24 protein-coding genes and 2 tRNA genes are annotated in these 26,117 nt (G+C 42.4%); 14 read left to right on the forward strand and 12 right to left on the reverse strand.

The annotated features are described in order from the left end of the window. Positions 1–38: 38 nt before the first annotated feature. Positions 39–293 carry a hypothetical protein gene (locus FFF34_006640; GenBank protein ID TSD67069.1) on the forward strand — a complete coding sequence of 85 codons (255 nt, stop codon included), beginning with the start codon at positions 39–41 and terminating at the stop codon, positions 291–293. Positions 294–444: 151 nt separating this feature from the next. Then, a tRNA-Pro gene (locus FFF34_006645) sits at positions 445–521 on the forward strand. An 88-nt stretch (positions 522–609) separates the two neighbouring features. Here FFF34_006645 and FFF34_006650 read toward each other — a convergent pair. Next, on the reverse strand, positions 610–792 hold the full coding sequence (locus FFF34_006650) for a hypothetical protein (GenBank protein TSD67070.1): 183 nt from the start codon (positions 790–792) through the stop codon (positions 610–612). A gap of 284 nt (positions 793–1,076) precedes the next feature. Here FFF34_006650 and FFF34_006655 point away from each other — a divergent pair, with 284 nt between their 5' ends. From FFF34_006655 to FFF34_006670, 4 genes are all read left to right on the forward strand, one after another. Beyond that, complete coding sequence (locus FFF34_006655; protein ID TSD67071.1) at positions 1,077–2,399, forward strand: TIGR00341 family protein; 1,323 nt, start codon at positions 1,077–1,079, stop codon at positions 2,397–2,399. Between the two features lie 216 nt (positions 2,400–2,615). Then, positions 2,616–2,978: a response regulator gene (locus tag FFF34_006660; GenBank protein TSD67072.1), complete on the forward strand. Its 363-nt coding sequence runs from the start codon at positions 2,616–2,618 to the stop codon at positions 2,976–2,978. Between the two features lie 283 nt (positions 2,979–3,261). Beyond that, complete coding sequence (locus FFF34_006665) at positions 3,262–3,666, forward strand: hypothetical protein (GenBank protein TSD67073.1); 405 nt, start codon at positions 3,262–3,264, stop codon at positions 3,664–3,666. Between the two features lie 840 nt (positions 3,667–4,506). Further along, positions 4,507–4,653 carry a hypothetical protein gene (locus FFF34_006670; protein TSD67074.1) on the forward strand — a complete coding sequence of 49 codons (147 nt, stop codon included), beginning with the start codon at positions 4,507–4,509 and terminating at the stop codon, positions 4,651–4,653. Positions 4,654–4,703: 50 nt separating this feature from the next. Here the strand turns inward: FFF34_006670 and FFF34_006675 are convergent, their stop codons facing one another. From FFF34_006675 to FFF34_006690, 4 genes are all read right to left on the reverse strand, one after another. Next, a complete protein-coding gene (locus tag FFF34_006675) occupies positions 4,704–6,392 on the reverse strand; it encodes a PAS domain S-box protein (protein TSD67075.1) in 1,689 nt (562 codons plus the stop codon). Between the two features lies 1 nt (position 6,393). Beyond that, positions 6,394–6,834 (reverse strand): response regulator, encoded by a 441-nt coding sequence (locus FFF34_006680; GenBank protein ID TSD67076.1) that lies wholly within the window; start codon positions 6,832–6,834, stop codon positions 6,394–6,396. 5 nt (positions 6,835–6,839) lie between these two features. Then, positions 6,840–7,901: a GHKL domain-containing protein gene (locus tag FFF34_006685; protein ID TSD67077.1), complete on the reverse strand. Its 1,062-nt coding sequence runs from the start codon at positions 7,899–7,901 to the stop codon at positions 6,840–6,842. A 77-nt stretch (positions 7,902–7,978) separates the two neighbouring features. Then, on the reverse strand, positions 7,979–10,141 hold the full coding sequence (locus FFF34_006690; GenBank protein ID TSD67980.1) for a PQQ-binding-like beta-propeller repeat protein: 2,163 nt from the start codon (positions 10,139–10,141) through the stop codon (positions 7,979–7,981). 187 nt (positions 10,142–10,328) lie between these two features. Between FFF34_006690 and FFF34_006695 the strand changes: the two genes are divergently transcribed. Then, positions 10,329–11,459 (forward strand): pyridoxal phosphate-dependent aminotransferase family protein, encoded by a 1,131-nt coding sequence (locus tag FFF34_006695; protein TSD67078.1) that lies wholly within the window; start codon positions 10,329–10,331, stop codon positions 11,457–11,459. On the opposite strand, the gene FFF34_006700 is transcribed toward FFF34_006695, so the two are convergent. The 3 genes from FFF34_006700 to FFF34_006710 all read right to left on the reverse strand — a co-directional run bounded on the left by FFF34_006700 (position 11,400) and on the right by FFF34_006710 (position 16,242). Continuing rightward, positions 11,400–12,017: a hypothetical protein gene (locus FFF34_006700; GenBank protein ID TSD67981.1), complete on the reverse strand. Its 618-nt coding sequence runs from the start codon at positions 12,015–12,017 to the stop codon at positions 11,400–11,402. The two genes, FFF34_006695 and FFF34_006700, sit on opposite strands and share 60 nt — an antisense overlap. Positions 12,018–12,138: 121 nt before the next feature. After that, positions 12,139–15,060 (reverse strand): PAS domain S-box protein, encoded by a 2,922-nt coding sequence (locus FFF34_006705; GenBank protein ID TSD67079.1) that lies wholly within the window; start codon positions 15,058–15,060, stop codon positions 12,139–12,141. A gap of 141 nt (positions 15,061–15,201) precedes the next feature. Beyond that, on the reverse strand, positions 15,202–16,242 hold the full coding sequence (locus tag FFF34_006710) for a C4-dicarboxylate ABC transporter (GenBank protein TSD67080.1): 1,041 nt from the start codon (positions 16,240–16,242) through the stop codon (positions 15,202–15,204). A gap of 96 nt (positions 16,243–16,338) precedes the next feature. Between FFF34_006710 and FFF34_006715 the strand changes: the two genes are divergently transcribed. Next, entirely contained in the window at positions 16,339–18,717 is a 2,379-nt protein-coding gene (locus tag FFF34_006715) for a nitrate reductase (GenBank protein TSD67982.1), read from the forward strand. Position 18,718: 1 nt separating this feature from the next. After that, the gene (locus FFF34_006720; GenBank protein TSD67081.1) at positions 18,719–19,177 is read left to right on the forward strand and encodes a molybdopterin oxidoreductase; all 459 of its coding nucleotides are present in this window, start codon (positions 18,719–18,721) and stop codon (positions 19,175–19,177) included. 24 nt (positions 19,178–19,201) lie between these two features. Here FFF34_006720 and FFF34_006725 read toward each other — a convergent pair whose 3' ends face one another. The 4 genes from FFF34_006725 to FFF34_006740 all read right to left on the reverse strand — a co-directional run bounded on the left by FFF34_006725 (position 19,202) and on the right by FFF34_006740 (position 22,606). Next, a complete protein-coding gene (locus FFF34_006725; GenBank protein ID TSD67082.1) occupies positions 19,202–19,576 on the reverse strand; it encodes a hypothetical protein in 375 nt (124 codons plus the stop codon). 109 nt (positions 19,577–19,685) lie between these two features. Further along, on the reverse strand, positions 19,686–20,117 hold the full coding sequence (locus FFF34_006730; GenBank protein TSD67083.1) for a hypothetical protein: 432 nt from the start codon (positions 20,115–20,117) through the stop codon (positions 19,686–19,688). A gap of 258 nt (positions 20,118–20,375) precedes the next feature. Continuing rightward, positions 20,376–20,462 (reverse strand) — tRNA-Ser (locus FFF34_006735). A gap of 77 nt (positions 20,463–20,539) precedes the next feature. After that, positions 20,540–22,606, reverse strand: a complete 2,067-nt coding sequence (locus tag FFF34_006740; GenBank protein TSD67084.1) for an HDIG domain-containing protein — start codon at positions 22,604–22,606, stop codon at positions 20,540–20,542. A 113-nt stretch (positions 22,607–22,719) separates the two neighbouring features. Here FFF34_006740 and FFF34_006745 point away from each other — a divergent pair, with 113 nt between their 5' ends. From FFF34_006745 to FFF34_006765, 5 genes are all read left to right on the forward strand, one after another. Then, positions 22,720–23,577, forward strand: a complete 858-nt coding sequence (locus tag FFF34_006745) for an SPFH domain-containing protein (GenBank protein TSD67085.1) — start codon at positions 22,720–22,722, stop codon at positions 23,575–23,577. Position 23,578: 1 nt separating this feature from the next. Next, positions 23,579–24,112, forward strand: a complete 534-nt coding sequence (locus tag FFF34_006750) for a hypothetical protein (protein ID TSD67086.1) — start codon at positions 23,579–23,581, stop codon at positions 24,110–24,112. A gap of 4 nt (positions 24,113–24,116) precedes the next feature. Continuing rightward, on the forward strand, positions 24,117–24,284 hold the full coding sequence (locus FFF34_006755) for an Arc family DNA binding domain-containing protein (GenBank protein TSD67087.1): 168 nt from the start codon (positions 24,117–24,119) through the stop codon (positions 24,282–24,284). 9 nt (positions 24,285–24,293) lie between these two features. After that, positions 24,294–24,794 (forward strand): hypothetical protein, encoded by a 501-nt coding sequence (locus FFF34_006760; GenBank protein TSD67088.1) that lies wholly within the window; start codon positions 24,294–24,296, stop codon positions 24,792–24,794. Between the two features lie 98 nt (positions 24,795–24,892). Then, positions 24,893–26,071: an acetyl-CoA C-acyltransferase gene (locus FFF34_006765; GenBank protein ID TSD67089.1), complete on the forward strand. Its 1,179-nt coding sequence runs from the start codon at positions 24,893–24,895 to the stop codon at positions 26,069–26,071. Positions 26,072–26,117 lie beyond the last annotated feature (46 nt).

A 26,117-nucleotide genomic window follows, 5' to 3' on the forward strand; every position in this document is an offset into this window, starting at 1 on the left:
ATTTATACTATATAAAGTTTCACCTAAAAAATACAGCCATGAAAACTATCCGGTTTAACTTTAGCCACCCTGTAAAGGGCCGCGCCAGCCTGTTACCACTAACCTGTAACAATGTTAAATGCCAGCAACTGCAAGTAGCCAGCACCGCAGATAATTTATTAGAAGTGCCGGTTAGCAATTGCACGGCGGGCAGGTGGAAACTGATATTAGACTGGGAGTACGAAGGGCGCAATTTTTCGCACCAGGAGGAGTTTGAAATTAAAGGCAAGGCAAAAAAAGCTAAGGTTAATTAATAACCCGGGCATAATTAAGCGGGTTTTGCCCCAAGAAAAAAAATAATTTAGCTATAAACTATTGCAAAAGAATTGGTTACCTGCCACCCTATAAATTCTTTATAAAAAAATTTGCAGCGGTGCTTAAAAAAGCTACCTTTGCGTTCCCTTTCGGGATGTAGCGTAGCCCGGTATCGCGCCACATTTGGGATGTGGAGGCCGCAGGTTCGAATCCTGCCATCCCGACAACAAGCGATACCAAGTAGTATCAAAACCCTGTATATTAAATATACAGGGTTTTTTGTTTTACCAATGCAAAAGTCAGCTGAGTTTCCATTTATATCTTACCAGTTATTAGCGCTGCTTCCTGAGCGATCAGTAATTCCTTTTCAAAAAAAGAGCTCCTATTAATCGCTTCCACAACAATATGTTTATAGGCGGCTGCAAGTGATGTATTAAGTTTTAAAGCATTATCAAACTCTAATCTGATGTTTAAAATGCGTTGTAATTCGTTTAGCATTATGGGTATTTAACGTATGTTGCAACTTACTTAAATATAATGATATAAGCTTTTATAAATGGTGATCCCCGGCTATTGCCCCACTACTTAAATCAGGAATCGGCCACCTATACCAACGCGCATATGCCATGTGCGCCCTAAAAGAGACTCGAAACGATAAGGTTAAGCACACACGACAAGCATACGACAGTGTGGGAGTCAAACAATAAAACTGTTTCGTTCTTATAACAAAAGATCGATTGCAAATCATCATTAAAATAAAAGGATGGTCTAAATTCTGATGAATGAGTAGATTATTTAAGCAGCTCCGATATTTTTTAACACACCGTTTTAACCTTCAGGAGGATAAAGCCGGGGAAAATGAGATCATTTCCTCTATCCGGAGAAATGTAGACTTTCGCGGCGCAAATCTTTGGGCACTTATTTTTGCGATATTTATTGCTTCTATAGGATTAAACGTCAATTCCACTGCGGTGATCATTGGGGCCATGCTAATATCACCTATTATGGGGCCGGTAATGGGTATTGGTTTGGGTATTGGCATCAATGACCTTGACCTGGTCAAAAAAGGTGGCAAAAACCTTTTAGTGGCTACCATTATTGCCATCATCACTTCTACCATTTACTTTTCAATTACACCCTTACACGAGGCACAATCCGAATTACTTGCTCGTACCTCACCATCCATATGGGATGTCTTCATCGCTTTCTTCGGTGGTATGGCAGGCATGGTAGCCGCCTCGCGAAAAGAAAAAAACAATGTTATTCCCGGCGTTGCCATCGCAACGGCTTTGATGCCACCCTTGTGTACAGCGGGCTTTGGCCTGGCCATGGGCGACTGGTTATTTTTTCTTGGCGCACTGTACCTATATTTTATTAACAGCGTATTTATTGCCATCGCTACTTTCCTCATCGCCCGCTACCTTAAGCTTCAACGTAAGATATTTGATGATCAGAACGTAGAGAAGAAGGTGACCCGCTACGTAGTTATTATTGGTGTGATCACTATAATACCCAGCATTTTTATGGCCTACCGAATTGTTAACAAAAGTATTTTTGAGAACAATGCCAATAAATTTATCGAAGAGCAGTTCCATTTCAATAATACGCAGGTAGTATCAAAATCCTTTGTGTATACCGAAAGTACCAAACGAATCGACCTGCTGCTGATAGGTGCCATTCTTGACAAGCCAGTAATTGATTCTCTCCATAAGCAAATGAATAAATATCGGTTACGAAATGTGAAACTGAATATCCGGCAAGGGTTGAACGCCAAACAACAGTTGGACCTTTCCCAGATCAAGGCCAGTATTTTAGAAGATGTATTCGGCAGCCGGCCAAATGCCGACACGATTAAGATGAGCCCTAAAAAGGCGCTTATGCCCGACAGTATGGTACTGGCAGAACTAAAAGTGCTATACCCGACGGTAACTTCTTTTGGCGTAAGTAAAATAGCCATACGCCACCCTGATTCGCTTAAATCAGATACGCAAATGATTGCCTTATCCCGCTTTAAAAAGCCATTAGGTAAAAACGACGCCGTTAAATTACAGCAATGGCTAAGGCAGCGTTACCAATCACCAAAGCTGAGTCTGATCATCCAGTAATTAGGAGAAGGTTGAATAATTCGGTACGGAAATCATTAAATGCTTTAATAATAGGCAAAATAAATAATCAATAAATTAAAGTATTTAGAATGTTGGCCTTTCTTTAGGCTTTATTTTTTTAACCAAAACCTTTAAATTACTCAAATTAGTCAATAAATTGTGCACTTTTGGAAACAGAATGTGTAGGTAATTGTTATTTAATAAATAACTAAACATATGAAGAAACGTATACTTGTTATTGAAGACGACTTAGATATTTTAGAAATTGTTAAACTTATTTTAAGTAAAGAGAACTTTGATGTTGTAGGAATAGCGGGCACTAATGATATATACGAAGAAGTAAACCTGCATGCGCCCGATGTTATCCTTACTGATTTTTTTATGCCTGGATTTTTACCCGGTGGTCAAATTTGTGTTTTAATAAAACAGGCCAAACATTTGGCGCATCTGCCTGTAGTTTTAATGTCGGCCTATTCTAAGGTGGCTGTGGGTGTATGTAATTTTCCATATGATGCTTACCTAAAAAAGCCATTCGATATAAAACACTTTATTAAGGTTATCAAAAGTGTTGTTGAATAGCGAATCTGTTAAGCGTAGTGATCACAATTTGCCGGGGTTTTCAATATCATGCCGACAGCCCATTTGCTTCGGACGATATATTGTATACTTTTCAGAACTATCGCCTATTATCCAAGACAAATAATTATCTATTAAATTAAAGCTAGATATTTTTTTAGTCGATTATCTAATTAAATGGCAAGTGATTTAATTAAAAAGAATAAATTCTGAACTTTTATAACTAATGGTTGTTAAGTAAAAATTTGGCTGAAATATTGAGTCATATATGTAAAATATAAGGCATATGATTACACATTACGGACAAACAGTTGAATATATAGTAAGAAAAAATGGTTACAGCATTACCGATTTAGCCAATGGTTTAGGTGTTAACAGACGAACCATTTATAATTACTTTCAAAGCACTTACCTGAAATATGATGTAATCCATAAAATTGGATTGCTGGTGCGACATGATTTTTCAAAGGAATTTCCTGACATCTTTACCAGTGACCAATTTGCACCAAATATCCGTAGCAAAAAAGATAATGATCAACCTTCAAACACACTTGCTGATGAGGAATATTGGAAAGATAAGTATATCACTCTGTTGGAGCAATACACCCATCTGATAACCTCTTTCGGGCCTGGGGAACCAAACCATCAGATAGCGCAACCTTCTGCATTCGCCTTACAACAATCTGCTTAAGCGTTTTAAGTATAAAAACTTAATATTGCCGTAAGTAGAAGAAATGGTTTGATAATCTTTTAATTAATCTTGCTGATTATAACGGACTAATATATATTAGCAAGATAAAATTATCGTAACATTCGATCAATGAGTCACGTATAAGAAGGGAAACCCTATATATATGAACTTATTGATATTTGTGCCGCTTGGCGCTGCCATTACATGGTCTATTTTTAAAACGTTTTCCTTTTTTGCTGAAATTGGAGCCGAGTCGTTCAACAAAGACTTGCCAGATTCCTGGACTGTCATAGACAAAAATCAAAAAATTTAAACAAACAGTACGTTGCTGCCACTCTTTCCGGAAAGTACCCACCTATCTATTTAATTGATTAACCAGCGGGTCATGCGAGCCTGATAGGTTTACCATGTAGGGATAAGGGCCAAATTCCGGCATGATGGTCATCATCGTAACGCCTGCTTTTCGCGCTGGCCTGTGGACTTGTCCCACCAGGAAAGGTGTGCGTTGCTAATGCCATTTTATAGTTACCTAACAAAAAACGGGGGCTTTAGGTAGCAACGCGTCCTTGCCATTTTTATCTAAGGCTTTTAACGGCAATTTACCGGTATAATGGTAAACGCAAGCCTTTAGCAGACCACAGCATGCGCCAATGGCATTGGCGCATGCTGCCTGGGTTAAAAATACCGCGGCAAAAAACAATTGGTCTTAATTTCATCTGTTATTCAGTCCCCGCTCCCATCCTGTTTGCTTTAAAGCTGGGTCAGTCTCCTTTTTAAACACACTGTGTTTTATATGTTTAATCTTTCACAGGTTTTGTAAATGAAGCGAGGCTTAATCAGGTGTCAAAATTGTTAATAGAAACTCATAAGAGTGTTTCACAAATCGGACTGGAATGCGGTTGTAATAGCCTTTCCAACTTTAACAGACAATTCAGAAAAGCAATACAAGCAAAACCCATTTACCTTCCGAAAGATGTTTGTAGGTGAATGGTTTGGTCAGGATAATAGATGCAGTTTACTTAAAAACTATTGATTTGTCAGGCTGACGGTAATGTAAACCAAAATTCGCTACCTTTTCCTATTTGGCTGGTTACCCCTATTTCGCCATTATGGGCTCTTATGATCTCTGAACAAATATAAAGCCCCAGGCCCAGGCCTGTATAATGGCTACCCCGGTTATCTACCCTGTAATAGCGGTCAAACAAAAACCGCTGCTTTTCATCGGGTATACCGGGCCCCTTATCTATTACTGACACCTTAACAAAACCAGGCATTTTTTTTATATCGATTGTGATAAGTTTTGATTCCGGAGCGTATTTAATGGCATTAGTAACAAAATTGGTCACTATCTGATCTATCCTCACCGGGTCAGCAAAAACCTCCAATATTTTGTCGCCTTCAATTTGTATATTATAAACACCTTCCGAACGGATAAAGTTGCAAGAATCAATAATAACCCCTGCAAGCACAAATTTTCTCGGATCGATATGCAACTGCCCCTGGTTTAGTTTGCTGGCATATAAAAGGTCTTCAACCAGTACATTTACCTTTGCAAGGCTTTTGTTTGCCTGTACAATCATTGGCACCATATTGGCTGCTGGCTTATCCTTCATACGGTCGAGCATCTGCAATGATACTTTTAAACTGGTCAGCGGTGTTTTCAGTTCGTGGCTGGCAATATTTATAAAATCGTCCTTTTGCTGTTGTAATAGCCTAAGTTCTTCAATGTCGGTTGCGGTACCTACCCACAGCTGCATTTTACCTTGCTCATCTTTAATAGGCATAACGCGCACCAGGTGCCAGCGAAATAACCCATCGGCTCTTTTTATCCTTAGTTGAAATTCGCCTCCCTCGCCTTTTTCCCTGGTCATGCCAAACCATTCCAAACTTTTCTTCGTTTCGTCCGGATGGATCATTAGTAAAAAGCCGGTGTCTTTGGTTTGTTCAACGCTTAGGCCGGTGTAATCGTACCAACGTTGGTTGTAAAAAACAAATTCTCCGATAAGGGTATTCGTCCAGGCTATTTGAGGGATAGTTTCCATCATTTTACGAAACCTGTGTTCGCTTTCACTAAGGGCTTTTGTACGATCAGCCACCCTAAATTCCAGTTGATGGTTTAGTTGTATCAGTTCTTCATTTACTGCCTGGACTTTTACTTCCTGTACCACAAGCAAGTCGTTTGCCAGGCGCAACTCTTCTTTTTGCTTATGCAAATTTTCAGATAAAATAAAAAGTTCGGCAGCACGCTTTTTATTTTCTTTATTTTGAACAACAAGTTCTTTGTTTGCCGAGATAAGTTCGGCCGTTTGTATTTTCAGCTTTTCATCGGTAATTACTTTCTCTCTTTTCTCTTCTGCCTCTTTAAGTGCACGGTCAATTTTTATTGGCAAGGTAAATAACCGGCCTTTTGGGGCATAATCGGTTACCCCTTCCTTTATCAGTTCCACGGCATTCTCTTCGCCAATAATACCTGATACGATGATAAAAGGGATAAGCGGATATTTGCTTTGTTTGATGCGAAATGCGTTAACTGCATCAAACGATGGTAGCGAATAGTCCGAAATGATAATATCAGGCTTAAAATTATCTAATGCTTTTTCGAAAGCTGCACGGGTTTGTACCACCTCGGCAATGAAAATCAGTCCTGATTTTTTTAGTTCACGGCATAGGAGGTCGGCATCGCTTTTATTATCTTCAATAACAAGTATCTTTGCTTCAGCTATCATATCATTGCGCCGACTGGCTAAGCACCATCCAGTAAATACCTATTTCTTTAACCGCCTTAAAAAAGTTGTCACTGTCTACCGGCTTTACAATATAGCTGTTAGCGCCAAGTGCAAAACAGGTTTCAATATCAGGGCCCTCGTTTGATGAGGTAAGCATTACTACCGGGATAGACTTAACAAGCGGGTCAGATTTGATCTTTTCGAGTACTTCGATACCGGATACTTTAGGCATCTTAACATCAAGCAGAATCAATTTAGGGTGCTCGGTCGGGTTACGGTCAGCGTATTTACCACGGCAATAAATAAAATCGAGCGCTTCGGCACCGTCAATCACGTGGTGTAATTTATTAGAAAAACCACTTTTGGTTAGGGCACGAATAGTTAATAAGGCATCATCCTTACTATCCTCGGCAAATAAAATGTCAACATTTGCGTAATTCATTCAGTTTATATGTTATTGTTAGGTAAGCTAAAATAGAAGGTTGTTCCTTCGTTTAATTTTGATTCGGCCCAAACTTTGCCGTAGTGGCGATGCACCACTTTTTGTACAATGGCCAACCCAATGCCCGTTCCCTCAAACTCTTCCTGCGAATGCAGCCGCTGAAACACGCCAAATAGTTTATCATAGTACTGCATATCAAAACCGGCACCGTAATCCTTCACATAATACACCACATGTTTATCTTTCTCAAAAGCGCCTATCTCAATAAGTATTTGGTTTTTATATCTGGAGTATTTGATAGCGTTAGATATCAGGTTGATCCATACTTGTTTAATTAAAGACCTGTCCCCCTGGGCGGTTATTAACGGTGCTATCTTAAATTCAGGGATACAATCCGAAACCTCGTTGATCAACTCGTCTTTAACCGACTGGACAAGCTCATCCATATTAATGTCAGAGACGGTTACCTGCTTTCTGCCTAATTTCGAAAATGCAAGCAGGTCGTCAATAAGGGTGCCCATCTTTTTCGAATTATCAATGATGGATTGAAGAACGTTTATACCAGCTTCATCTAATATTTCTTCGTAATCCTCTTTTAATATTTTGGTATACCCATTAATGGCGCGTATCGGTGCCCGCAAATCGTGTGATACCGAATAAGAAAAAGACTCGAGGTCTTTATTTACAGATTCGAGCTGGGCGGTTCGTAAAAGCACCTTTTGCTCCAGTTCTTCATTTAGTTTCCTGATATCATTTTGTGCCTTTTTTAATTCGGCGTTGGCTACAATCAGTTCTTGGGCTCGCTTCTCTTTTTCTATATTTTGAAATGCCAGCTCTTTATTAGCGATAACCAATTCAGCGGCGCGCTTTTCTTTCTCAACGTTTTGAAAAGCCATTTCTTTATTTGCAATGATCAGTTCGGCCGCCCAATGCTCCTTTTCCTCGTTAGTAAAAATAACGTTGGTGCTGTCAATAATTGGGGCGATAGTTTGATACGGCATTTCGCCAGCAGGATATGTAAGTTCGGGGGCAACGACTTCCGATCGATCTTTATCGTTTTTTTTCATGTAATAAACATCGTTTGGTGGATACGGTTTATGCGGTCGCTCTTAAAGATGCCTATAAAGCTAACATTTTTTTGCAACTATAAAGAAAACGCTACATAAGTATCGTCAGACTTGCTGCCTATTTTGCCACCACCACAGCTTATCACTATAAATTGTTTCCCATCTATTTCGTAACATGCAGGTGTTGCATAACCGGCGGCTGGCAATTTGGCTTCCCAAACTACTTTGCCGGTGCTTTTATCAAAGGCGCGTATCTTTTCGTCTTTGGTTGCAGCTATAAAAACCAGGCCGCCTTTTGTTACTAAAGGGCCTCCATAGGTTTCTGTACCGGTTACCGGTATTCCCTTTTTGGTCAATTCAGCATATTCGCCTAAAGGCACCTTCCATAAAAGCTTTCCGGTTTCAAGGTTCACCGCATTTAAGGTACCCCATGGCGGTTTAATTCCCGGGTAGCCATCCTTATCTAAAAACCTATCGTACCCTACCATAGTGTATGGCGGGTCGGGCAGGCCGCCCTGGGCTTTGGCTGGTAAAGGCTTAGTGGTTCGTACAGGCCCTGTAGCTTCTTTTTCGGGTGTTTTCAATAAAAACGCTACAATGGCCTTTTTCTCTTCGTCGGCTATACCTTTAAAGGCCGGCATCATATTACGGCCGTTATTTATAATTGTTTGCACCTGCGTTTCGTTGTATTTTTTGTTCAGATCCGTTAATCCGGGGATAGTTGAGTCATTTCCCTTTTGATCTATCCCATGGCAGGATATACAATATTTGTTATAAAAAACGTGCCCTGCGCCTGCAAGCGTATGATCTTTATTATCATTCTTCGGCACATCTATCATCACCTGTGCCCATGGTAGTTCGCTGCTGTTTATGTAAAGTATTTTGGTTTGCTGGTCTACAGCGGCACCGCCCCATTCGCCTCCCCCATCAAAGCCGGGGAATATCCACCCACCCTCTTTACTTGGCGGACTAAACATCACCCTATTTTTTACCTTCAGGTACTTCTCCATCATCGCCTTATGTACTTCGGGCGAAATGTCCGTTACATCCTCAGGGCCGAATTTTTGACGCGCAAAGGGCTCGGGCAACGTAGGGATAGGTTGTGTTGGCCAGGGTTGCTCGCCTGGAAGGCCTGTTGTTGGCACAGGTGTTTCCTTTATCGGGAATATCGGTTCGCCGGTTTCACGGTCAAACATAAAGATGTAACCATGTTTGGTTATTTGCGCCACCGCATCGATGGTTTTGCCATTGTGTTTTATCGTAACCAGGTTTGGGTTTGCCGGCAGGTCCCTATCCCAAAGGTCGTGGTGTACAAATTGGAAATGCCATATATATTTGCCGGTTGCTGCATCTAAGGCAATTAAGGAGTTGGCATAAAGGTTTTTGCCTTTACGATAACCGCCATAAAAATCGCCACCAACCGACCCGGTAGGCACATATACTATCCCACGTTTTTCATCTACCGACATACCGCTCCAGTTATTGGCGCCTCCAAGGCTTTTCCAGGCGTTTTTGTCTTCCCAGGTATCATAACCCTTTTCGCCGGGATGTGGTATGGTATTAAAGCTCCAACGCAACTTACCGGTGTGTACATCGTATGCCCGTATCGGTGCGGGGGCTGCATCCTGGCTTTCGGCAACCCTAACACCCATAATCAATACATCGCGGTAAATTATGCCGGGCGTTGTTGATGCCACAAACGAATGGACCATCCTGCCAACATTCTCGGTCATATCTATATGCCCCTTGTTACCAAACTGAATGGCGGGTTGGCCGTTGTCAGCATTTATGCCGTAAACTTTGTTTCCAACATTATAAAAAATACGTTTTTGGTCGCCATCCTCCCAATAAACTACCCCCCTGTTAATTTTGTAAAAAGCGTATGGGTCGTGTTTAACACTGGTATCTACCGTTGCGGGGTCAAATAACCATTGCTGTTTACCTGTTACGGCATTTAAGGCAAACAATTTAAGTGTGGGTGTAGTACCATATAAAACCCCTTTTACCATTATGGGGTTACACTGGTTTTGGGTCCTGTTGTCGGCGTCTTTATCGTTGGAACTATATGTCCAGGCAACTTTTAGTTTATTAACATTAGCTAAAGTAATAACCTCACTTTCGGAATATCTTGCACCATCTTTAGTACCGGCATAATTCGTCCAGCCTTTATAATCAGATCCTAATTTATTATTGTTGCTATTACAGGATAGCATCAACCCAACAATCAGTAAAAACGACATATAGCCTGATAGTGATCTCATGAATTTTTAGTTTAGGTTTATTTTTATGCCGAGTTAGCATAGGGATGTATTAATATTGGCTCATCCTATGGTAAAACTAACATTTAGAAAATAAATAGGCGCATTATATTAAAATTCAACTTTAATTTAGCCGAAAAAACAAAAATTGAATACGCCCGAGTATTTTATGCAAGCCAGGTTAAACGCAAGAAAGCTTGCCGGCAATTACCGCGAATTGAAAGCGGAGAGCGGACTGGTAGACTTTTGCTCGAACGACTACCTTGGTTTCGCCAGGTCGGCAGCGTTGAAAAGCGCTATTGCCCATGAATTGGAAAGCCACCCCCAACACCTTACAGGGGCAACAGGATCGCGGCTGCTATCGGGCAATTCGGCTTATGCCGAAGATTTGGAAACGAATGTGGCGGCTTACCATAACGCTGAAGCAGGTTTGTTGTTTAATTCGGGGTACGATGCTAACCTTGGGCTGTTATCAAGCTTACCACAAAAAGGAGATACTATATTATGCGACGAGCTGATACATGCATCTTTAATAGATGGTGCGCGTTTAAGCCACGCCACCCGTTTAAAATTTAAACATAACAATCTTAGCAGCCTTGAGGCTAAACTTACGCTGGCTAAAGGCACTTGTTATGTCGTCGTAGAGAGCGTTTATTCGATGGACGGCGATACACCACCATTAGCAGCTATTTTGCAGCTTACACAGCGCTATAACGCCCTATTAATAGTAGATGAAGCCCATGCGGTAGGCATTTATCCCAAAGGCCTGGCGGTACACCTTGGTTTAGAGCAGCATATTTTTGCCCGGGTAGTTACCTTTGGCAAAGCGCTTGGCTCGCACGGGGCGGTAGTGCTTGGCAGCGCGTTACTCAAAAATTACCTGGTAAATTTTGCACGCTCTTTTATTTACAGTACTGCGGCACCCTTTCATCAATTAGCGGCCATAAAGAGCACATATGCACTTTTGTATAGATCGGCTGAAGAAATAACTAAGCTAAAAAGCAACATCGGGTTATTTAAACACACCCTAACACCGGCAAACGGTTACTCGCTTTTACCAAGCGATACGCCGATACAATGTATATTGTTTAATAGCAATGCCGCCGCAAGCACAGCAGCATTACACCTGCAACAAACAGGCTTTGATGTGAGGGCTATTTTAAGCCCCACAGTAGCCTCCGGGACAGAGCGGATAAGGATTTGTCTGCACTCGTTTAACACGGCCATTGAAATAAGCCAATTATGCCAGCTGCTGAATGCCTATTTCGCCGGCAACCCTATTCACCCAGCTATCAAATAATAAGGTTTCAAAAACTACAGCCTCGTCTGCACGCTGTTGCCAGTCGGGCGAAAAGCTTTTTAATTGTGCTATCATTTCTTCCAGATGGCCTTCTTCTTCCAGTATGATAGATTTTACCTGCACCCTGCTTGCGGCATTATCAAGGCATTGCTGATATACCGGATAAAGCAGGTCGGCGCGCACTTCAATTGCGTAAGTAACCAATAAATAGGCGGCAAATTTCAGCTCCGCTCCTTTTAAGCCTAATACCTGTTTTAAATAGCGGCAAACCTTTACGTCAAGCGCGTTAAGGTAATATTTGCTCCATGTAGGTGCAAGCAAAAATTCGGGGGCATAAGTAGGGCAAGTACCGGGCGCTACCTTTGCTATCTGTTTTTTTAGATAATATGCATGGCGGTGCTCTTCGGCAGCGTGCTTTAAAATAATTTCGGTAACGCTCGTAGTGTCCTCGCTTGCAGATATTTTGCGAGCTCCGGTGTTCTCTAAAAGCGATAGCGTATTAAGCCAGCGGGCATGTAAACTATCGTTAGAGATTATGGCGGGTAAAAGATGTTCGATTTGCATATACGCGGATAGAAAGATGTTTTTCGGCTCAAAACTATCGTTTTTATATCAGCGCAGTATAATCTTTTAAAGATTTATCGGTGTTTAATAAGCGGCATTGGGGTCAAATTATGCCTTATCCCTTTAACCATGCTAAGGCCAGCGCTTTATCGTCGAAAAAAGCAACCTGTACAGCGTCGTATTCTGATGGCAGACTTTTATTGGCAGCAATGCGGCTAAACGTGCTTGGCGAATAGATCCAGGCGAATTTTTTAAGGCCGGCTTCAGCCATAGCCGGGAACCACACATCGGCTCCCCAGTCAGAGGCTTCCGACCAATTGCCCTTAACATGGGTATTATCATTCAATACCCAATGGCAATTGTTTTTTTTCATTAGGTCCAGCATAATTTCGCATCCCTTCACTACCGAATCGTAGTTTTGATAGCCAAGCCAGTCTACATCCATATAGTGGCCTTCGGGTACATAATTCATCTTGATATAACTACCTTCGTAGTAAGTATTCAGGTCGGTTGCTACGTCATTAAATTCCAGTTTACCACTAAGGGGTAGCAGAAAATAAAAGGTTGATCCTTTATCAGGTTGGCTCTCTATCCATAAACTGCCGCCATGGCGTTTAACTATCTCGTTTGATATAAAAAGCCCCAAACCTAAGCCCTGAAACCGGGCCGAAGAATTGTCTACACGGTAAAAACGGTCGAACAAGCCTTTTAAATGTTCTTCGGGAATACCTATCCCAAAATCCTGCACAGAAATGATCAAATTTTGATTTTCCAGTTCACAGCGCAAAACAACCTTATCAGCATCAGGCGAGTATTTGATTGCATTATTTAACAGGTTGATGAGCACCTGCTCGATACGGTGCTGATCGCCGCGATAGGTAATACGGCAATGTGTTTGCAGTTCGATACGGTGCGTATTGGTAGTTTGCTGGATGCTTTCTACAGTATCGGCAAGTAATTGATCAAAATTAAAATCTTCTTTATTATAGATCATCTTACCCGCGTTTATCTTTGATACATCAAGCAGGTCCTCTATCAGTCGTCCCAACCTATCCAGTTGCCTATCGGCTTTATCTACAAATGGCCGCAGTTTCGACTGTATATCTGCTTCCCTCTTGCTTAACTGGAAAAATGCCTTGATAGTGGTAAGAGGGGTTTTTAGCTCGTGGCTGGCAATGCTAATAAACTCGTCCTTCTTATTCTCATTTGTTTTTTGCTGATGGATATTGGTGTTTGTTCCGAGCCAGAAAGTTACCTTACCATCCTCTATGAGTGGTAAGGCCCGTGCCAGGTGCCAATAATAATTACCGTCGGTGAATCTCAATCTAAATTCGGCAAGGTATTCGCGCTTGCTTTGTAAGGATCGTTGCCATTTTGCTAAAGCACCGGGCAAGTCGTCAGGGTAAATAAAAGCCTGCCAACCCTGGCCAACTACAGCCTCGGGCGTTTGCCCAAAGTCTGAAACTACTACATCGTTTACATAATTGAGTGAGCCATCAGCTGTTGCCGTCCAAACCTGTTGCGGCATGGCATTCAGTAAAAACATAAAGCGCTTTTCATTTTCTTCCGTGCGCATTCGTGCTATCACCTGCTCGGTTACATCAATGGTAATGGCTATAACGCCCTGCACAACACCATCGGCATCCCTGTAAGGCTCATATACAAAGTTTTGGTAAACAGTTTCCTGCACGTTGTTACGTAACAGGTTTACCGGCATTTCATTGGCGCGAAAGGTTTCGCCTTTATGATAAACATTGCTAAGCACCTGTTCCAGCCCTTGCCCGCGGGCATCAGGCAGCGCTTTAAAAATGGGCTTGTTCATCACTTGTGGCTCAGGTTTGCCCCAAAGTGCTATCATTAGTGGGTTTGCTACACTGATGACATGTTCGGGGCCAAGCATAATACACATAGCCACGGGAGATTGCAGGATAATATTCTGCAGATTGCGTTCGCTTTGCTCTATCTTGAGCCTGGCTGTTACCATATCGGTAACTTCAGCAGCGGTGTTCATTACTCCATATATCTGCCCATCCTCGTCGTATAAAGGCGTAAAGCTATAGTTAAAGTAAAAGGGTTGCAGCCGGTCGTCAACCACAAGGTCTACCCGTTGGCTGCGCGCATGAAAGGGTTTGCCTGTGGTGTACACATGGTCTAATTGCTCATAAATTCCACTGCCTTTCAATTCAGGCAGTACATCGTGATAGGTTTGGCCAATTACATCATTGCCCTTCCCCCATACATCTAAAATAGATTGGTTGGCAAGTTCGATACGCATTTCGCGGCCTACATATACCCCGATGGGAAAAGGCGCGCTGGCTACTATGCTGCGCACCATACGTTCGCTTAGGGCAAGGTCGGTTACTAACTGCTGCAAGCGTGCCTGGCTTTCCAGCAACTCTTCGTTTGTCGCCGACAATTCCTCATTGATAGACGAAAGCTCTTCGTTCAGCATCTGTAAAGCCAATTCGCTTTCGGCCAGGTCTGCTGTTCTTAGCCTTATCTTGTGCTCTAATTCAATATTAAAAGCTGCGAGTTCCTCCTGGGTTTGACTAAGTTCTTCATTTACAGATGCCAGTTCCTTATTCAATTGTTGTTCGCGGTTTAGGGCTGTATCTTTTTTCTGCACTTCAAGTATGGCTCGCTCACCTTCCAATCGCGATGTAACATCGGTAGCGGTATGCAGCACATATGTAGATTTGCCATCCTGTGAGTTGACCGCACGATAGCTATACGCATAATAGCGGGTTTGCAAAACCCCATTAATGCGGGTTTCTGCAGGCATGATACCTTCATTAGTAATGCCTGTACGCAACACCCTTTGCAACATGGCCTTAAATGGCTGGCCTTTAAGTTCAGGTACGCCTGCTTCAAGCTCCTGCCCTATTATGCTGGTATCTTTACCCCAAAAATCCAGCATTGCCTGGTTGGCGTATTCGATAATTATTTGGTCGCCGCTATAAACGGCGGTTGCCTCATTTGACGATGCGAGTACATTTAATAAAACAGAGGCTTGAGGATAAGCAAAAAACTGCGCCATTTACACAAAACTAATTTTGAATATAAAAGTTTTACAGGAATGCAGAAAGTGCCATTAAGAGATGTAGTTGTCTAAACATAACTAATTGCTAGCTATAAACTCGAAGGAAAATTTAATCGAAGTTATATGATATCAAAAGGTTCATTGTATCAAATAATGCTTACTCCAACTTTTAAGCATCGATAAAAAAGTGACAAGCCAGGCAAGTGCAGCTACATAAATAAATAATTGTGGCACTATTCCCAGGAATGGAATTTGCAATGCTTTAGCTAACTGGTAAGAAGAAACTGTGTACATACCTAAAGTAAACACAGTATCCCAGTTAGCGGGTTGATATTTAAAGGGCACTTTTTTAGCAAAATGTCGCCAAATTTCCAACATGGCCAACAGCGGTATCCACCAGCTGGCTATAATCCAGGCCATAAGGCTTAATACCTTTATTACAGGTATCCAGTCAGTATAAACGCCTGATGTGTTTACAGACTGGATAAATACAGCCCCCCCAAGGGCGGTAATAGCTGCTGCACCCATTAGCACCCAATAGGGTGGTATAAATTCCTGCGCCTTCATCGGATCGAAAGTCATCCTTAAAAAGATGATCGCAATAAGCATAATATAAAAAAACAAGCCCAGCAGGTAAGCGGATAGGGTAAAAAACAAAGTGATATTGGCTGAAAATGGCAGGTGGGCGGCCAATTGACTACCCAATATAGAAAGGGATTGCGTAGAAACCACCATTAACAGCCACCCTCCGTTAAGGCCGTTTTCCGGGTCGGGCTTGTAGGCCCCCGTTATCCTGATAAACAAAAAGCCATATAAAAAGTATACCCAGGCTACCAATGCTATAACCCACAAAACCATAGCTGGTAAAAACACCTTAGCTATAAGGCAGTATTGAACGCCTAACATACCAGAGCCCGCAACAAATGTAAGGAAGCCCGCACCCTGTGCACTATCAGATAAATCAGCCATCACCTGTTGCGGGTACCATATCATCCGACCGATGAATATGGTAAGCAATGCAACGTAATTCACATTATTAAGCCAAAAAAGTATCATAGCCGGCACCTCGGCCTTGAGCAGATGACAGCCGATTGAAATGATGCCTGTAGCCATTACCAATGCGAAATAAACCGGTGGGAATGCTTTGAGTTGTTTAGAGATTGATGAAGCAGTAGACATATTGCTTGTAATAGTTATTATTGATTAAATAAATTAACCTTTAAGAAAAACATATGTTTAAATAAAAAGTATATAATATATCAGATTGTTACCATGATGAAACAAACAAGAGATAGTATTGCTGATATCTGGGGAGAGCGCACACCCTATTTTGATGAGCAATGGCCTGAACGTGTAGACGAGCGGGTAACTGAAGAACCCGATAATTGGATACAGGCCGCCTGTGTGTTGTGTTCGGCTGGCTGCGGATTGGATATTGGTGTAAAGGACGGTAAAATGGTGGGTGTACGCGGCCGTTCAGTAGATGCCGTAAATCGTGGCCGCTTAGGGCCCAAAGGACTGCACGGCTGGATAGCCAATAACAGCAAAGACAGGTTGACCCGGCCGCTTATCAGGCGGGATGGTGAATTACAGGAGGCCAGTTGGGATGAGGCGATGAATTTGATCGTCGCTAAATCCAAAGAGATCATAGATAAACACACCAGTTTGGGTATTGGCTTTTACACTTCCGGGCAATTGTTTTTAGAGGAATACTATACGCTTGGCGTTATTGGTAAAGCCGGTTTAGGCACCCCACATATGGATGGGAATACCCGGCTTTGTACAGCTACATCTGCCGCTGCCCTCAAAGTGTCCTTTGGGTCTGACGGGCAGCCAGGGTCGTACAGCGACCTGGATACGGCAAATGTGATCATGCATGTGGGCCATAACATCGCATCGCAACATACGGTACTCTGGATGCGTATCCTTGACCGCCTGGCGGGGCCAAACCCTCCCAAACTTATTGTGATAGACCCAAGAAAAACTTATACAGCCGAAAAAGCTACGGTGCATTTAGCACCTAAATTAGGCACAAACATTCCTGTTTTAAATGGCCTGCTTCACATCCTGATCAAAGAAAACCTGATCAACCCGGGATATATAGCGGCTCATACGGTTGGCTTTGAGGAGTTAAAAAATATAGTAGCAGCATGGCATCCCCAACGTGTAGAAGAAGTTTCAGGAGTACCTGAACACCTGCTGTATGAAGCTGCAATGTTACTGGGCAAAACCAATACACTGGTATCTACGGTACTGCAAGGTGTCTATCAATCCATGCAGGCTACGGCTAGCGCCGTGCAGGTAAACAACATTCATCTAATAAGGGGATTGATCGGCAGGCCGGGTTGTGGAATTTACCAAATGAACGGGCAACCAACTGCGCAGAATACCCGCGAAACAGGCGCCGATGGCGATCTGCCCGGTTTTCGCAACTGGGGAAACAAAGAACATATAAATGAACTCGCAAGATTGTGGAACGTAGAGCCGGATACCATACCGCATTGGTCACCCCCTACGCATGCCATGCAAATAATGCGCTTTGCCGAAACCGGCTCTATCAAAATGCTATGGGTGAGTGCAACCAACCCTGCAGTATCCATGCCTGAACTGGCCCGAATGCGCAAGCTGCTTACCAGAGATGGGCTGTTCCTGATTGTACAAGATGCTTTTATGACAGAAACCGCCCAAATGGCCGATGTAATTTTACCCGCAGCAATATGGGGAGAGAAAACAGGTTGCACTACCAATGTAGACCGTACGGTACATATTTGCCATAAAGCCGTAGAGCCACCCGGCGAAGCACGGTCTGATTTGGACATTTTTATCGACTACGCCCGCCGGATGGATTTTAAGGATAAGGATGGAGCGCCCTTAATTAAATGGAATACGCCCGAAGAAGCGTTTGAAGCGTGGAAGGAATGTACCCGCGGCAGGCCATGCGACTATACCGGGATGAGTTATGCTAAGTTAACCGGGGGCAGCGGCATACAATGGCCCTGTAATGAAAAATATCCCGATGGTACACCGCATTTGTACACCAACGGCGTTTTTCCTACAGCGGCCGATTATTGTGAAAGTTATGGACACGACCTGGATACCGGCGCAGCCCAAACCCCGGATGAGTATCGGCTAATAGATCCGAAAGGGAAGGCGTTTTTAAAAGCTGTTGACTACCAGCTACCACATGAGGTACCCGACCAGGATTATCCCCTTTGGCTAACCACCGGCCGGGTCGTATATCATTTTCACACACGGACTAAAACCGGTAGATCGAAAGAATTATGTAACGCGGCACCGGATGCCTATGTTCAGCTATCAGCACAGGACGCTGTCAAGTATGGCATCAAAGACGGAGATATGGTAGAGATATCATCCCGCCGTGGCTCTGTAATCCAGCCGGCTATGGTAGGTGATATTGAACCGGGTATAATATTTATTCCTTTCCATTACGGGTACTGGGATAATAACAGCCGTAGCCGGGCCGCTAATGAACTTACCCTTACCGAATGGGATCCTGTAAGTAAACAACCGCATTTTAAATATGCCGCTGTGCGAATAAGAAAGGCAGTGGCGCAGGATGATGAAGAGGCACAAGCCGCCTTGAAACATATGGAAGAAGTAATAACTAACAACTTTAAAATGGAGGGTGCCTGATATGCTTTTAGGTAATTATCTACAGTTGGTTTACGATGCCGAAAAAGAGGCTGTGAAAGCCTTTAACAGGGTAGCAGATAAACATGGTGACGAGCCGGATGTTTATCAAACCTGCCAACTGCTCGCTTCTTGGTCTGAAGCCCACATTTCGGATATACAACCTGAGCTACAGCTATACCCGGCCAAGCCCGATACTACTGCCGAAAAGCTCGAAAGGGTGATGTTCGATAATAATGAAAAAGGTTCGTTCGCGCTGTTGCGCGATCTTCATGATCTGTGGTTACTGGCAACTGAAATTGATATCTGCTGGACTATTATACGGCAGGCAGCTGATGGCTTACGTGATAAGGAATTGAAAGATTTATGTACAAAGCTGCAAAAAGGCACAGAAAGGCAGATAGCCTGGCTGCAAACCCGCGTTAAGCAAGCTGCGCCGCAAACGCTTATTGTAGGTGTCTGAAAGGCCTGTCTTAGTATTTCACTGTTAACAAATCTGCTTTGGATTGGGATAGGAACCTTCATTGGCCTCTTCCGGTGCATCCAGGCATTCAAAGTCCTTTTCTATTAGTAAATGTATATGCATTGTGTTTTCTGTATCAATCTTGTCTTCATATCCTACCTTATCTGTAATCGCAAGCGTCTCCGAAAACATTTTGGGCATGCTAATGATCATTGCGCCGGGTTGATAACTGATGCTTAACTGGTTCAAGCCACCTATTTGCAATTTGAATACCAACTGTTGATCAGTACCTTGGCCAAACACCAGGCGCTCTTCTATGGGTTCGTCCTTAAAAAGCCGCTGTACTTCCGGCTCCTTCAAGCGTAATCTTATCTTATTTCCTGTTATCCTTACTTTCATTGGAACAATTTGCAATCAAATTAAAAACGAGTGAACAGAAAGAATGTTTAACTGACATGACCATTTTGTTACAAGGCCTAAACGTTGCGGAAATGATGGGTATGAGGTGTTAAAAATCGCTTGTAGAGAGTACTGTTACGCCGCCTGGGTTAGTTACGTCGGCATCGTTTTCGGCAGTGATAAAGAATCTGACCGGGTCGTCGTTTAGAACAGAGGTAAATTTGGCGTTGCGCTCGGTAGAAAACCAAGCCTCGCTACTCACCAATTTACCCAGGCTTATTATGCCATTGTTTTTAGTTTGCATCCAAACTATATAAAGTTTTCGCGCCGGGGTCAATCTAGACGGGTCTACTAAATTTTCCACCTTGATGGTAACCTGACGGTTGCCGTTGTCGTCTTTCCCAACTTTTGCCGAACCGACCGCCGAAGGTACAACCACTGACTTTTGGAACGTGAGCGATTTTGAACAGGACGTTAATACGGTAAATACAACAAGAATTAATGTGATATTGCGACTAAGGTTAAGTTTGAATTTTTTCATAAAAATCATTAGCTGTTGATTATTGATACGAATAATGTTAATTTATAATTACATAAATTTCGTATTACAAAAATCAGGCCTAATATGAAATGTGAAAAATAAGTTCCCGACATCTGTAAAGCAAACTGTCTAAATGAAAAGGATTATTAAAGGCAATTTGGAAAAGCGCGATAACAAATCGCCACTGCATTCTGGAATAAAAAAAGTCCTGTAAACTTTTGTTTACAGGACTTTTGTATTTTTTGACATTACTATCAGCGGTGAGGGAGGGATTCGAACCCTCGGTACAGTTTCCCGTACGTCAGTTTAGCAAACTGATCCTTTCGGCCTCTCAGGCACCTCACCGTGTTCTCACAGTCCCTTTTTTCAGGGACTGCAAATATAGTAATTAGCTTAAGCTGTCAAAAAAATAAATCAGATTTCTAATAATCTATCCTAACGTGATAAATGCTCATCAGCATTCGTTTAAAAATCACTTTAATAGTTTCCAGGTCCTTCAAGGTTATGTTACTGTCATTCAACTGGTTTTGATCTAACTTGTACTTTACTATCCTGTCAACCAGTATCCCTATCGACTCTTCATCCGGCTCTTTTAACGACCGCGAAGCAGCTTCAATAGAGTCGGCAAGCATCAAAACACCGGTTTCTTTGGTGAAAGGAATTGGCCCCGGATACCTAAAAATGTTCTCGTTAATGAACTTTTCGGGGAAATTCTTTAAAAACGACTGGTAAAAATAATCTACCCGTGTATTGCCGTGGTGGGTACGTATAAAGTTGATCACGATCTCGGGCAGGTTGGCTTTGCGGGCCATTTCGATACCCTTGCTTACGTGGCGAATGATGATCTGGGCACTCTCTTCATATGAGAGCTTATCGTGCGGATTAAAGCCCGAGATTTGGTTTTCGATAAAGAACAAGGGGTTCTCCATTTTACCAATATCGTGATATAAAGCCCCTGCCCTAACCAACAGCGAATTACCCCCTATGGCATAAATAGCGTTTTCGGCCAAGTTGGCCACCTGTAACGAGTGCTGGAAAGTACCCGGCGCACTAAAGGCCATTTCGCGCAATAATGGCGCGTTGGTATTGGTCAGCTCGATAAGGGTAATATCTGATGTAATGGCAAAAACCTTTTCAAATAAGTATATCAGCGGATAAGCCAATAAGGTAAGAAGTACGCTAACAGCAAAAGGTACAAAATCAACCCAATCAATGGTAGTAAAGGTCCCTTCGCGTATCAGGAATATCCCCAGGAACGATACAAAATAAGTAAAGGTGATGATAAGCGCCGATATTAAAAATTGCTCGCGCCGTATTAAATTTTTAATACTATAAATGGACACCATACCGGCGGTGATTTCGAAAAAGGCGAATTCGAAGCTGTTGGGTACAAAAAAACCTGCTATTAATACTACCAACAAGTGGATGTTTAATGCAAGGCGGGTATCAAATAAAATACGGATAATGATAGGCACTATACAATAAGGTATATAGTATAGGTTGGGTAACTGTATTTTAATAGCCAGCGACAGGGTGGCCAGCATAGCCGTAATTACCAGTAATATTAAACTTACCAGGCGGTTATCGTCAAAAATATCTCTGCGGAAAAGGTACAGGAATACCATTAATAGGGTAATGGTGATACCTACCAGTAAAAATTGCCCTAATAAAACCAGTGTACGGTTACCATTTGTACGGGCGTTATCTTCAAAGGCTTTCTTGTAAGATGCCAGCTTTTGATAAGCCTCATCGTTTATTACCGAACCCTTGGCTACAATGGTTTCACCTTTTTGCACCATGCCACGTGTGATAGAAAGGTTTTCGAGCACCTCTTTCTCCAGCCTTGCGGTTAGCTTGGCATCATAGCTTAAATTAGGCTGTATGCGGTCTTGCAACAGGTCAAGTAAAAAAGCTTTATCAACACCCGGCACTTTGGCAATATTCGCATCGCAATAGGCAATTGCGCGCTCGCGGGTAAACAAATCGGCCGTGTTTACATCTTTTGCAATATTGTTATTTAATATGGTTACGGTATAATCGGCCCGGTTTTGCTGGTATTTAGGGTTAGGGTTTAAAATACCTCGGTTGTATACCTGAGTAAGCAGGTCGGCCCCGGTTTGCAAATACTTATTTTTAAACCTATCGTTAATACCCGCGGTATGCCACTTTATCTCCAGGTCGCTTTTAAAGCCATCTACCTGCTGGTTACCCATAACATCATTTAACTGGTAAATAGGTGTTACGGTAGATAGTGCTGCCTTTTGATCGGCCAGTATCTCGCCATCTGTTTTAAGTATGGCAAAGTTATACGGCGATACCAGGTCCTTTTGGTTCCATATGCGCCCTTTCTCGTACTCGTAACCAAACTTGGCTTGTTTAGGCAGTGTATAAACAATTAACGAGATACTCGCCAGCATCATAAAATACTTCACATTTAGCGCGTATTTACGCAGTAATGCCTTTTGCCGGGAGGATGATAGTTGTGCCATGTACGGTGTTTATCCACTCAAAAATAATACATTTTATGTTATAACACTTTTTTCTTGTTTTTATCAAAAAAAAGTTGATATCTTTATGATATCATTTTAAATCAATCAAAACCATGAATACCGAAAAAGTTATCACAGCACCATCAGGCTACCTGGCCTTTGTTTTAGTACTTGTGCTTACCGGCGTATCTGCCTTTTGTTTTTGGGCCAAAGAGCCCATTATAGGCGCAATAATATGCGTTATCAACTTTGTTTTTATACTACCGGGGCTGGCCATAGTAAACCCCAACGAGAGTAAAGTGTTAACCTTGTTTGGTAAATACACCGGCACGGTTAAGCAGGACGGCTTTTTCTGGGTGAACCCTTTTACTGTAAAAAAGAAAGTATCATTAAAGGCGTTTAACCTTAACGGCCAGCAACTAAAAGTTAACGATAGTGTGGGTAACCCTATTGAAATTGCCGCGGTTATTGTTTGGCAGATAAAAGATACCGCCAAAGCCGTGTTCTCGGTAGAAAACTACCTGCAATATGTGAACATTCAAAGCGAGGCCGCTGTTAGGCACCTGGCTAACTCGTTCCCTTATGACCATATTGAGGATGAAACCGCCAGCATAACCCTGCGCGGCGGTGCCGAGCAGGTAAGCCAAATGCTGGAGCAGGAACTTAACGACCGTTTAGACCGTGCCGGGATAGAGGTATTAGAAGCCCGTATATCGCATCTGGCCTACGCGCCCGAAATTGCGCATGCCATGTTACAACGCCAGCAAGCATCGGCTATAATAGCAGCCCGCAGGCTTATTGTTGAAGGTGCGGTAGGGATGGTAGAAATGGCCCTGAATAAAATGGAAGAAAAGAATATTATCGAATTGGATGAAGAACGCAAAGCTGCAATGGTGAGTAACCTGTTGGTGGTGCTTTGCGGCGACCATAGCGTACAGCCTATTGTAAACACAGGTACATTATATCACTAAGATGACGAACGATTTCAGAAATTTCGATCAGTTAAAAACCAACGAACTGTTTATTACCAGGCATAAATGGTTTAAACCGTATTACGAACTTACGGATGAGCAGTTTATCTATGGCAAACTATACCGTAAAAGTTTGTTTAGCCGAAGGGCAACCATTGAAACTGCTGAAGGCACCTGGACTATAAAATGCAAAGGCCTGTTCAAACGATCGTCGTTGATTGTTAAAGGCGAGGATGAAACCATTGGCACTTTAATACCCGCCACCTGGAAAAGAAATATTGACCTGCAAATGGACAATGGCTTTAGGGCGTTTTTTAACTATAAAAAGCTTTTTTCGATGGCTTATGTATTAACGCACGAGATGTATGGCGACATACTACAGATAAAACAAAAGGCGTTCGGTATAAAAAAGCCCTACGTCATCACATTCGATCAAACTTTGCAGATAAGCGACAGGCCACCCCTGCCCTTATTAATGCTGATAGGTGTAAATGCAATGTTAATACGGCAGGAACAAGCAGCAGCAGCAAGCTAAATATATGGCAGAAAAAAAAGCTTTTGTATTAAGGATAAATCCTGATGTGCTTAAAGAGATTGAGGCATGGGGTGCCGATGAATTCCGCAGCACCAACGGGCAGATAGAATACTTACTGCAGGAAGCATTGCGAGCACGAAAAAAATCGGTTAGGAAGAAAAAGGACGTTTAACTACAACGCATGAGTACTTACACAAGCTTTGAACAGTTTGAAGGGCATCAGTTATGGCTGGTTAAAAAAGATTGGTGGAAAGAAGAATACGAATTAACCGATAACAAAAACTGCTATGCCAGGGTGTATCAGGATGGCATATTCTCCACAGCGTTAAACTATGAGGCATATAACGTTAGTATCATTACAACAGGCTCCACTTTTAGCGATTTTACTATAAAAACAACGGACGAAAAAATACTTGGCTACGCAGATTCGAAATTATTTAGCAATAAAACCCGTTTTAAATTAAACGATAGTTTTGAGGGCGATTTTTACAACCCGTCATTCAATACCATGTACTACGTGATAGTTGATAGTAATAATTACCAGTTAATTGATTTTGATGGTAACGGGCAATCATTGATCAGTATAAATATTTACAGGAAACCTGCCGATGTACCGGCTTTTGACGCGATTATTTTTGCAGGGATACGTTGTGTAATAAACAGGCAGCGCATGTTAGAATAGGTAATTTATTATGCATGCATAATAAATTACTGTAAAAGCGTTATCCTTTAAGCAAATTTTATAAATTTGCCCCACCATTATAAAGTACACCATACATCATGAAAGAAGTATATATTGTATCGGCAACGCGCACCCCAATCGGTAGCTTCGGCGGCAGTTTGGCATCACAATCGGCTACGCAATTAGGCGCGGTTGTTATAAAATCGGCTATTGAAAAAGCCGGGCTAAAAACAACCGATATACAGGAAGTATATATGGGCAATGTGCTATCGGCCAATTTAGGCCAGGCACCTGCTACACAAGCCGCCGTTTTTGCCGGCCTACCCTACTTACCTGCAACTACCATAAACAAAGTATGCGCATCGGGTATGAAAGCCATTATGTTGGCTGCACAAAGCATTGCCAATTGCGATAACGATATTGTATTGGCCGGCGGTATGGAAAGCATGAGCAACGTACCTTATTATTTAGATAAAGCACGCAACGGTTACCGCTTAGGTAACGGACAAATAACCGATGGCCTTGTAAAAGATGGCCTTTGGGACGTTTATAACGACTATCACATGGGATCGGCCGCCGAACTATGCGCGGTAGATTGCAACGTAACCCGTGAAGAACAGGATGCATTTGCAGTAGAATCGTACCAACGAGCGCAAAAAGCACAGGCCGATGGCAAATTTAAAGCAGAAATTACCCCTGTTGAATTAAAGGATAAAAAAGGTGAGGTTACCTTATTTGCCGATGACGAGGAACCCAACACCGTAAAATTCGACAAGATACCTACGCTTAAACCGGTATTTAAAAAAGATGGAATGGTAACTGCAGCCAATGCATCAACCCTGAATGATGGTGCTGCCGCCTTAATATTAATGAGTAAAGAAAAAGCGGAAGCGATGGGCATAAAACCTTTAGCCAAAATAGTTTCCTTTGCTGATGCACAGCAAGCCCCCGAGTATTTTACTACAGCACCCGCTAAGGCTATCCCGCTGGCTTTGCATAAAGCAGGCTTATCAGCAGCAGATATCGATTTCTTCGAGATCAACGAAGCGTTTTCGGTAGTTGCACTTGCCAATAACAAGCTATTGCAACTGGATGCAAACAAAGTGAATGTTAATGGTGGCGCAGTGGCTATCGGGCATCCGCTGGGTGCATCGGGTGCCCGTATCATTGTAACCCTAATACACGTTTTACAGCAAAATAGTGGTAAATTAGGTGCAGCTGGCATCTGTAACGGTGGCGGTGGTGCCAGCGCAATGGTTATTGAAAACTTAGGTTAAATAATTGGCTATAATTTCTGCTTAAATAATACGTTGATACCGCGTA

The organism is Inquilinus sp. KBS0705 (assembly GCA_005938025.2).
GTDB lineage: Bacteria > Bacteroidota > Bacteroidia > Sphingobacteriales > Sphingobacteriaceae > Mucilaginibacter.

Bases quoted from the DNA above. Each gene is read 5' to 3' on its own strand.
- FFF34_006760 (TSD67088.1), top strand. From the start codon at position 24,294: ATGAGTACTTACACAAGCTTTGAACAGTTTGAAGGGCATCAGTTATGG.
- FFF34_006640 (TSD67069.1), top strand. From the start codon at position 39: ATGAAAACTATCCGGTTTAACTTTAGCCACCCTGTAAAGGGCCGCGCC.
- FFF34_006675 (TSD67075.1), bottom strand. From the start codon at position 6,392: ATGATAGCTGAAGCAAAGATACTTGTTATTGAAGATAATAAAAGCGAT.
- FFF34_006705 (TSD67079.1), bottom strand. From the start codon at position 15,060: ATGGCGCAGTTTTTTGCTTATCCTCAAGCCTCTGTTTTATTAAATGTA.
- FFF34_006695 (TSD67078.1), top strand. From the start codon at position 10,329: ATGCAAGCCAGGTTAAACGCAAGAAAGCTTGCCGGCAATTACCGCGAA.
- FFF34_006665 (TSD67073.1), top strand. From the start codon at position 3,262: ATGATTACACATTACGGACAAACAGTTGAATATATAGTAAGAAAAAAT.
- FFF34_006655 (TSD67071.1), top strand. From the start codon at position 1,077: ATGAGTAGATTATTTAAGCAGCTCCGATATTTTTTAACACACCGTTTT.
- FFF34_006725 (TSD67082.1), bottom strand. From the start codon at position 19,576: ATGAAAGTAAGGATAACAGGAAATAAGATAAGATTACGCTTGAAGGAG.
- FFF34_006715 (TSD67982.1), top strand. From the start codon at position 16,339: ATGAAACAAACAAGAGATAGTATTGCTGATATCTGGGGAGAGCGCACA.
- FFF34_006750 (TSD67086.1), top strand. From the start codon at position 23,579: ATGACGAACGATTTCAGAAATTTCGATCAGTTAAAAACCAACGAACTG.
- FFF34_006740 (TSD67084.1), bottom strand. From the start codon at position 22,606: ATGGCACAACTATCATCCTCCCGGCAAAAGGCATTACTGCGTAAATAC.
- FFF34_006680 (TSD67076.1), bottom strand. From the start codon at position 6,834: ATGAATTACGCAAATGTTGACATTTTATTTGCCGAGGATAGTAAGGAT.
- FFF34_006660 (TSD67072.1), top strand. From the start codon at position 2,616: ATGAAGAAACGTATACTTGTTATTGAAGACGACTTAGATATTTTAGAA.
- FFF34_006765 (TSD67089.1), top strand. From the start codon at position 24,893: ATGAAAGAAGTATATATTGTATCGGCAACGCGCACCCCAATCGGTAGC.
- FFF34_006690 (TSD67980.1), bottom strand. From the start codon at position 10,141: ATGTCGTTTTTACTGATTGTTGGGTTGATGCTATCCTGTAATAGCAAC.
- FFF34_006710 (TSD67080.1), bottom strand. From the start codon at position 16,242: ATGTCTACTGCTTCATCAATCTCTAAACAACTCAAAGCATTCCCACCG.
- FFF34_006745 (TSD67085.1), top strand. From the start codon at position 22,720: ATGAATACCGAAAAAGTTATCACAGCACCATCAGGCTACCTGGCCTTT.
- FFF34_006730 (TSD67083.1), bottom strand. From the start codon at position 20,117: ATGAAAAAATTCAAACTTAACCTTAGTCGCAATATCACATTAATTCTT.
- FFF34_006650 (TSD67070.1), bottom strand. From the start codon at position 792: ATGCTAAACGAATTACAACGCATTTTAAACATCAGATTAGAGTTTGAT.
- FFF34_006720 (TSD67081.1), top strand. From the start codon at position 18,719: ATGCTTTTAGGTAATTATCTACAGTTGGTTTACGATGCCGAAAAAGAG.
- FFF34_006755 (TSD67087.1), top strand. From the start codon at position 24,117: ATGGCAGAAAAAAAAGCTTTTGTATTAAGGATAAATCCTGATGTGCTT.
- FFF34_006685 (TSD67077.1), bottom strand. From the start codon at position 7,901: ATGAAAAAAAACGATAAAGATCGATCGGAAGTCGTTGCCCCCGAACTT.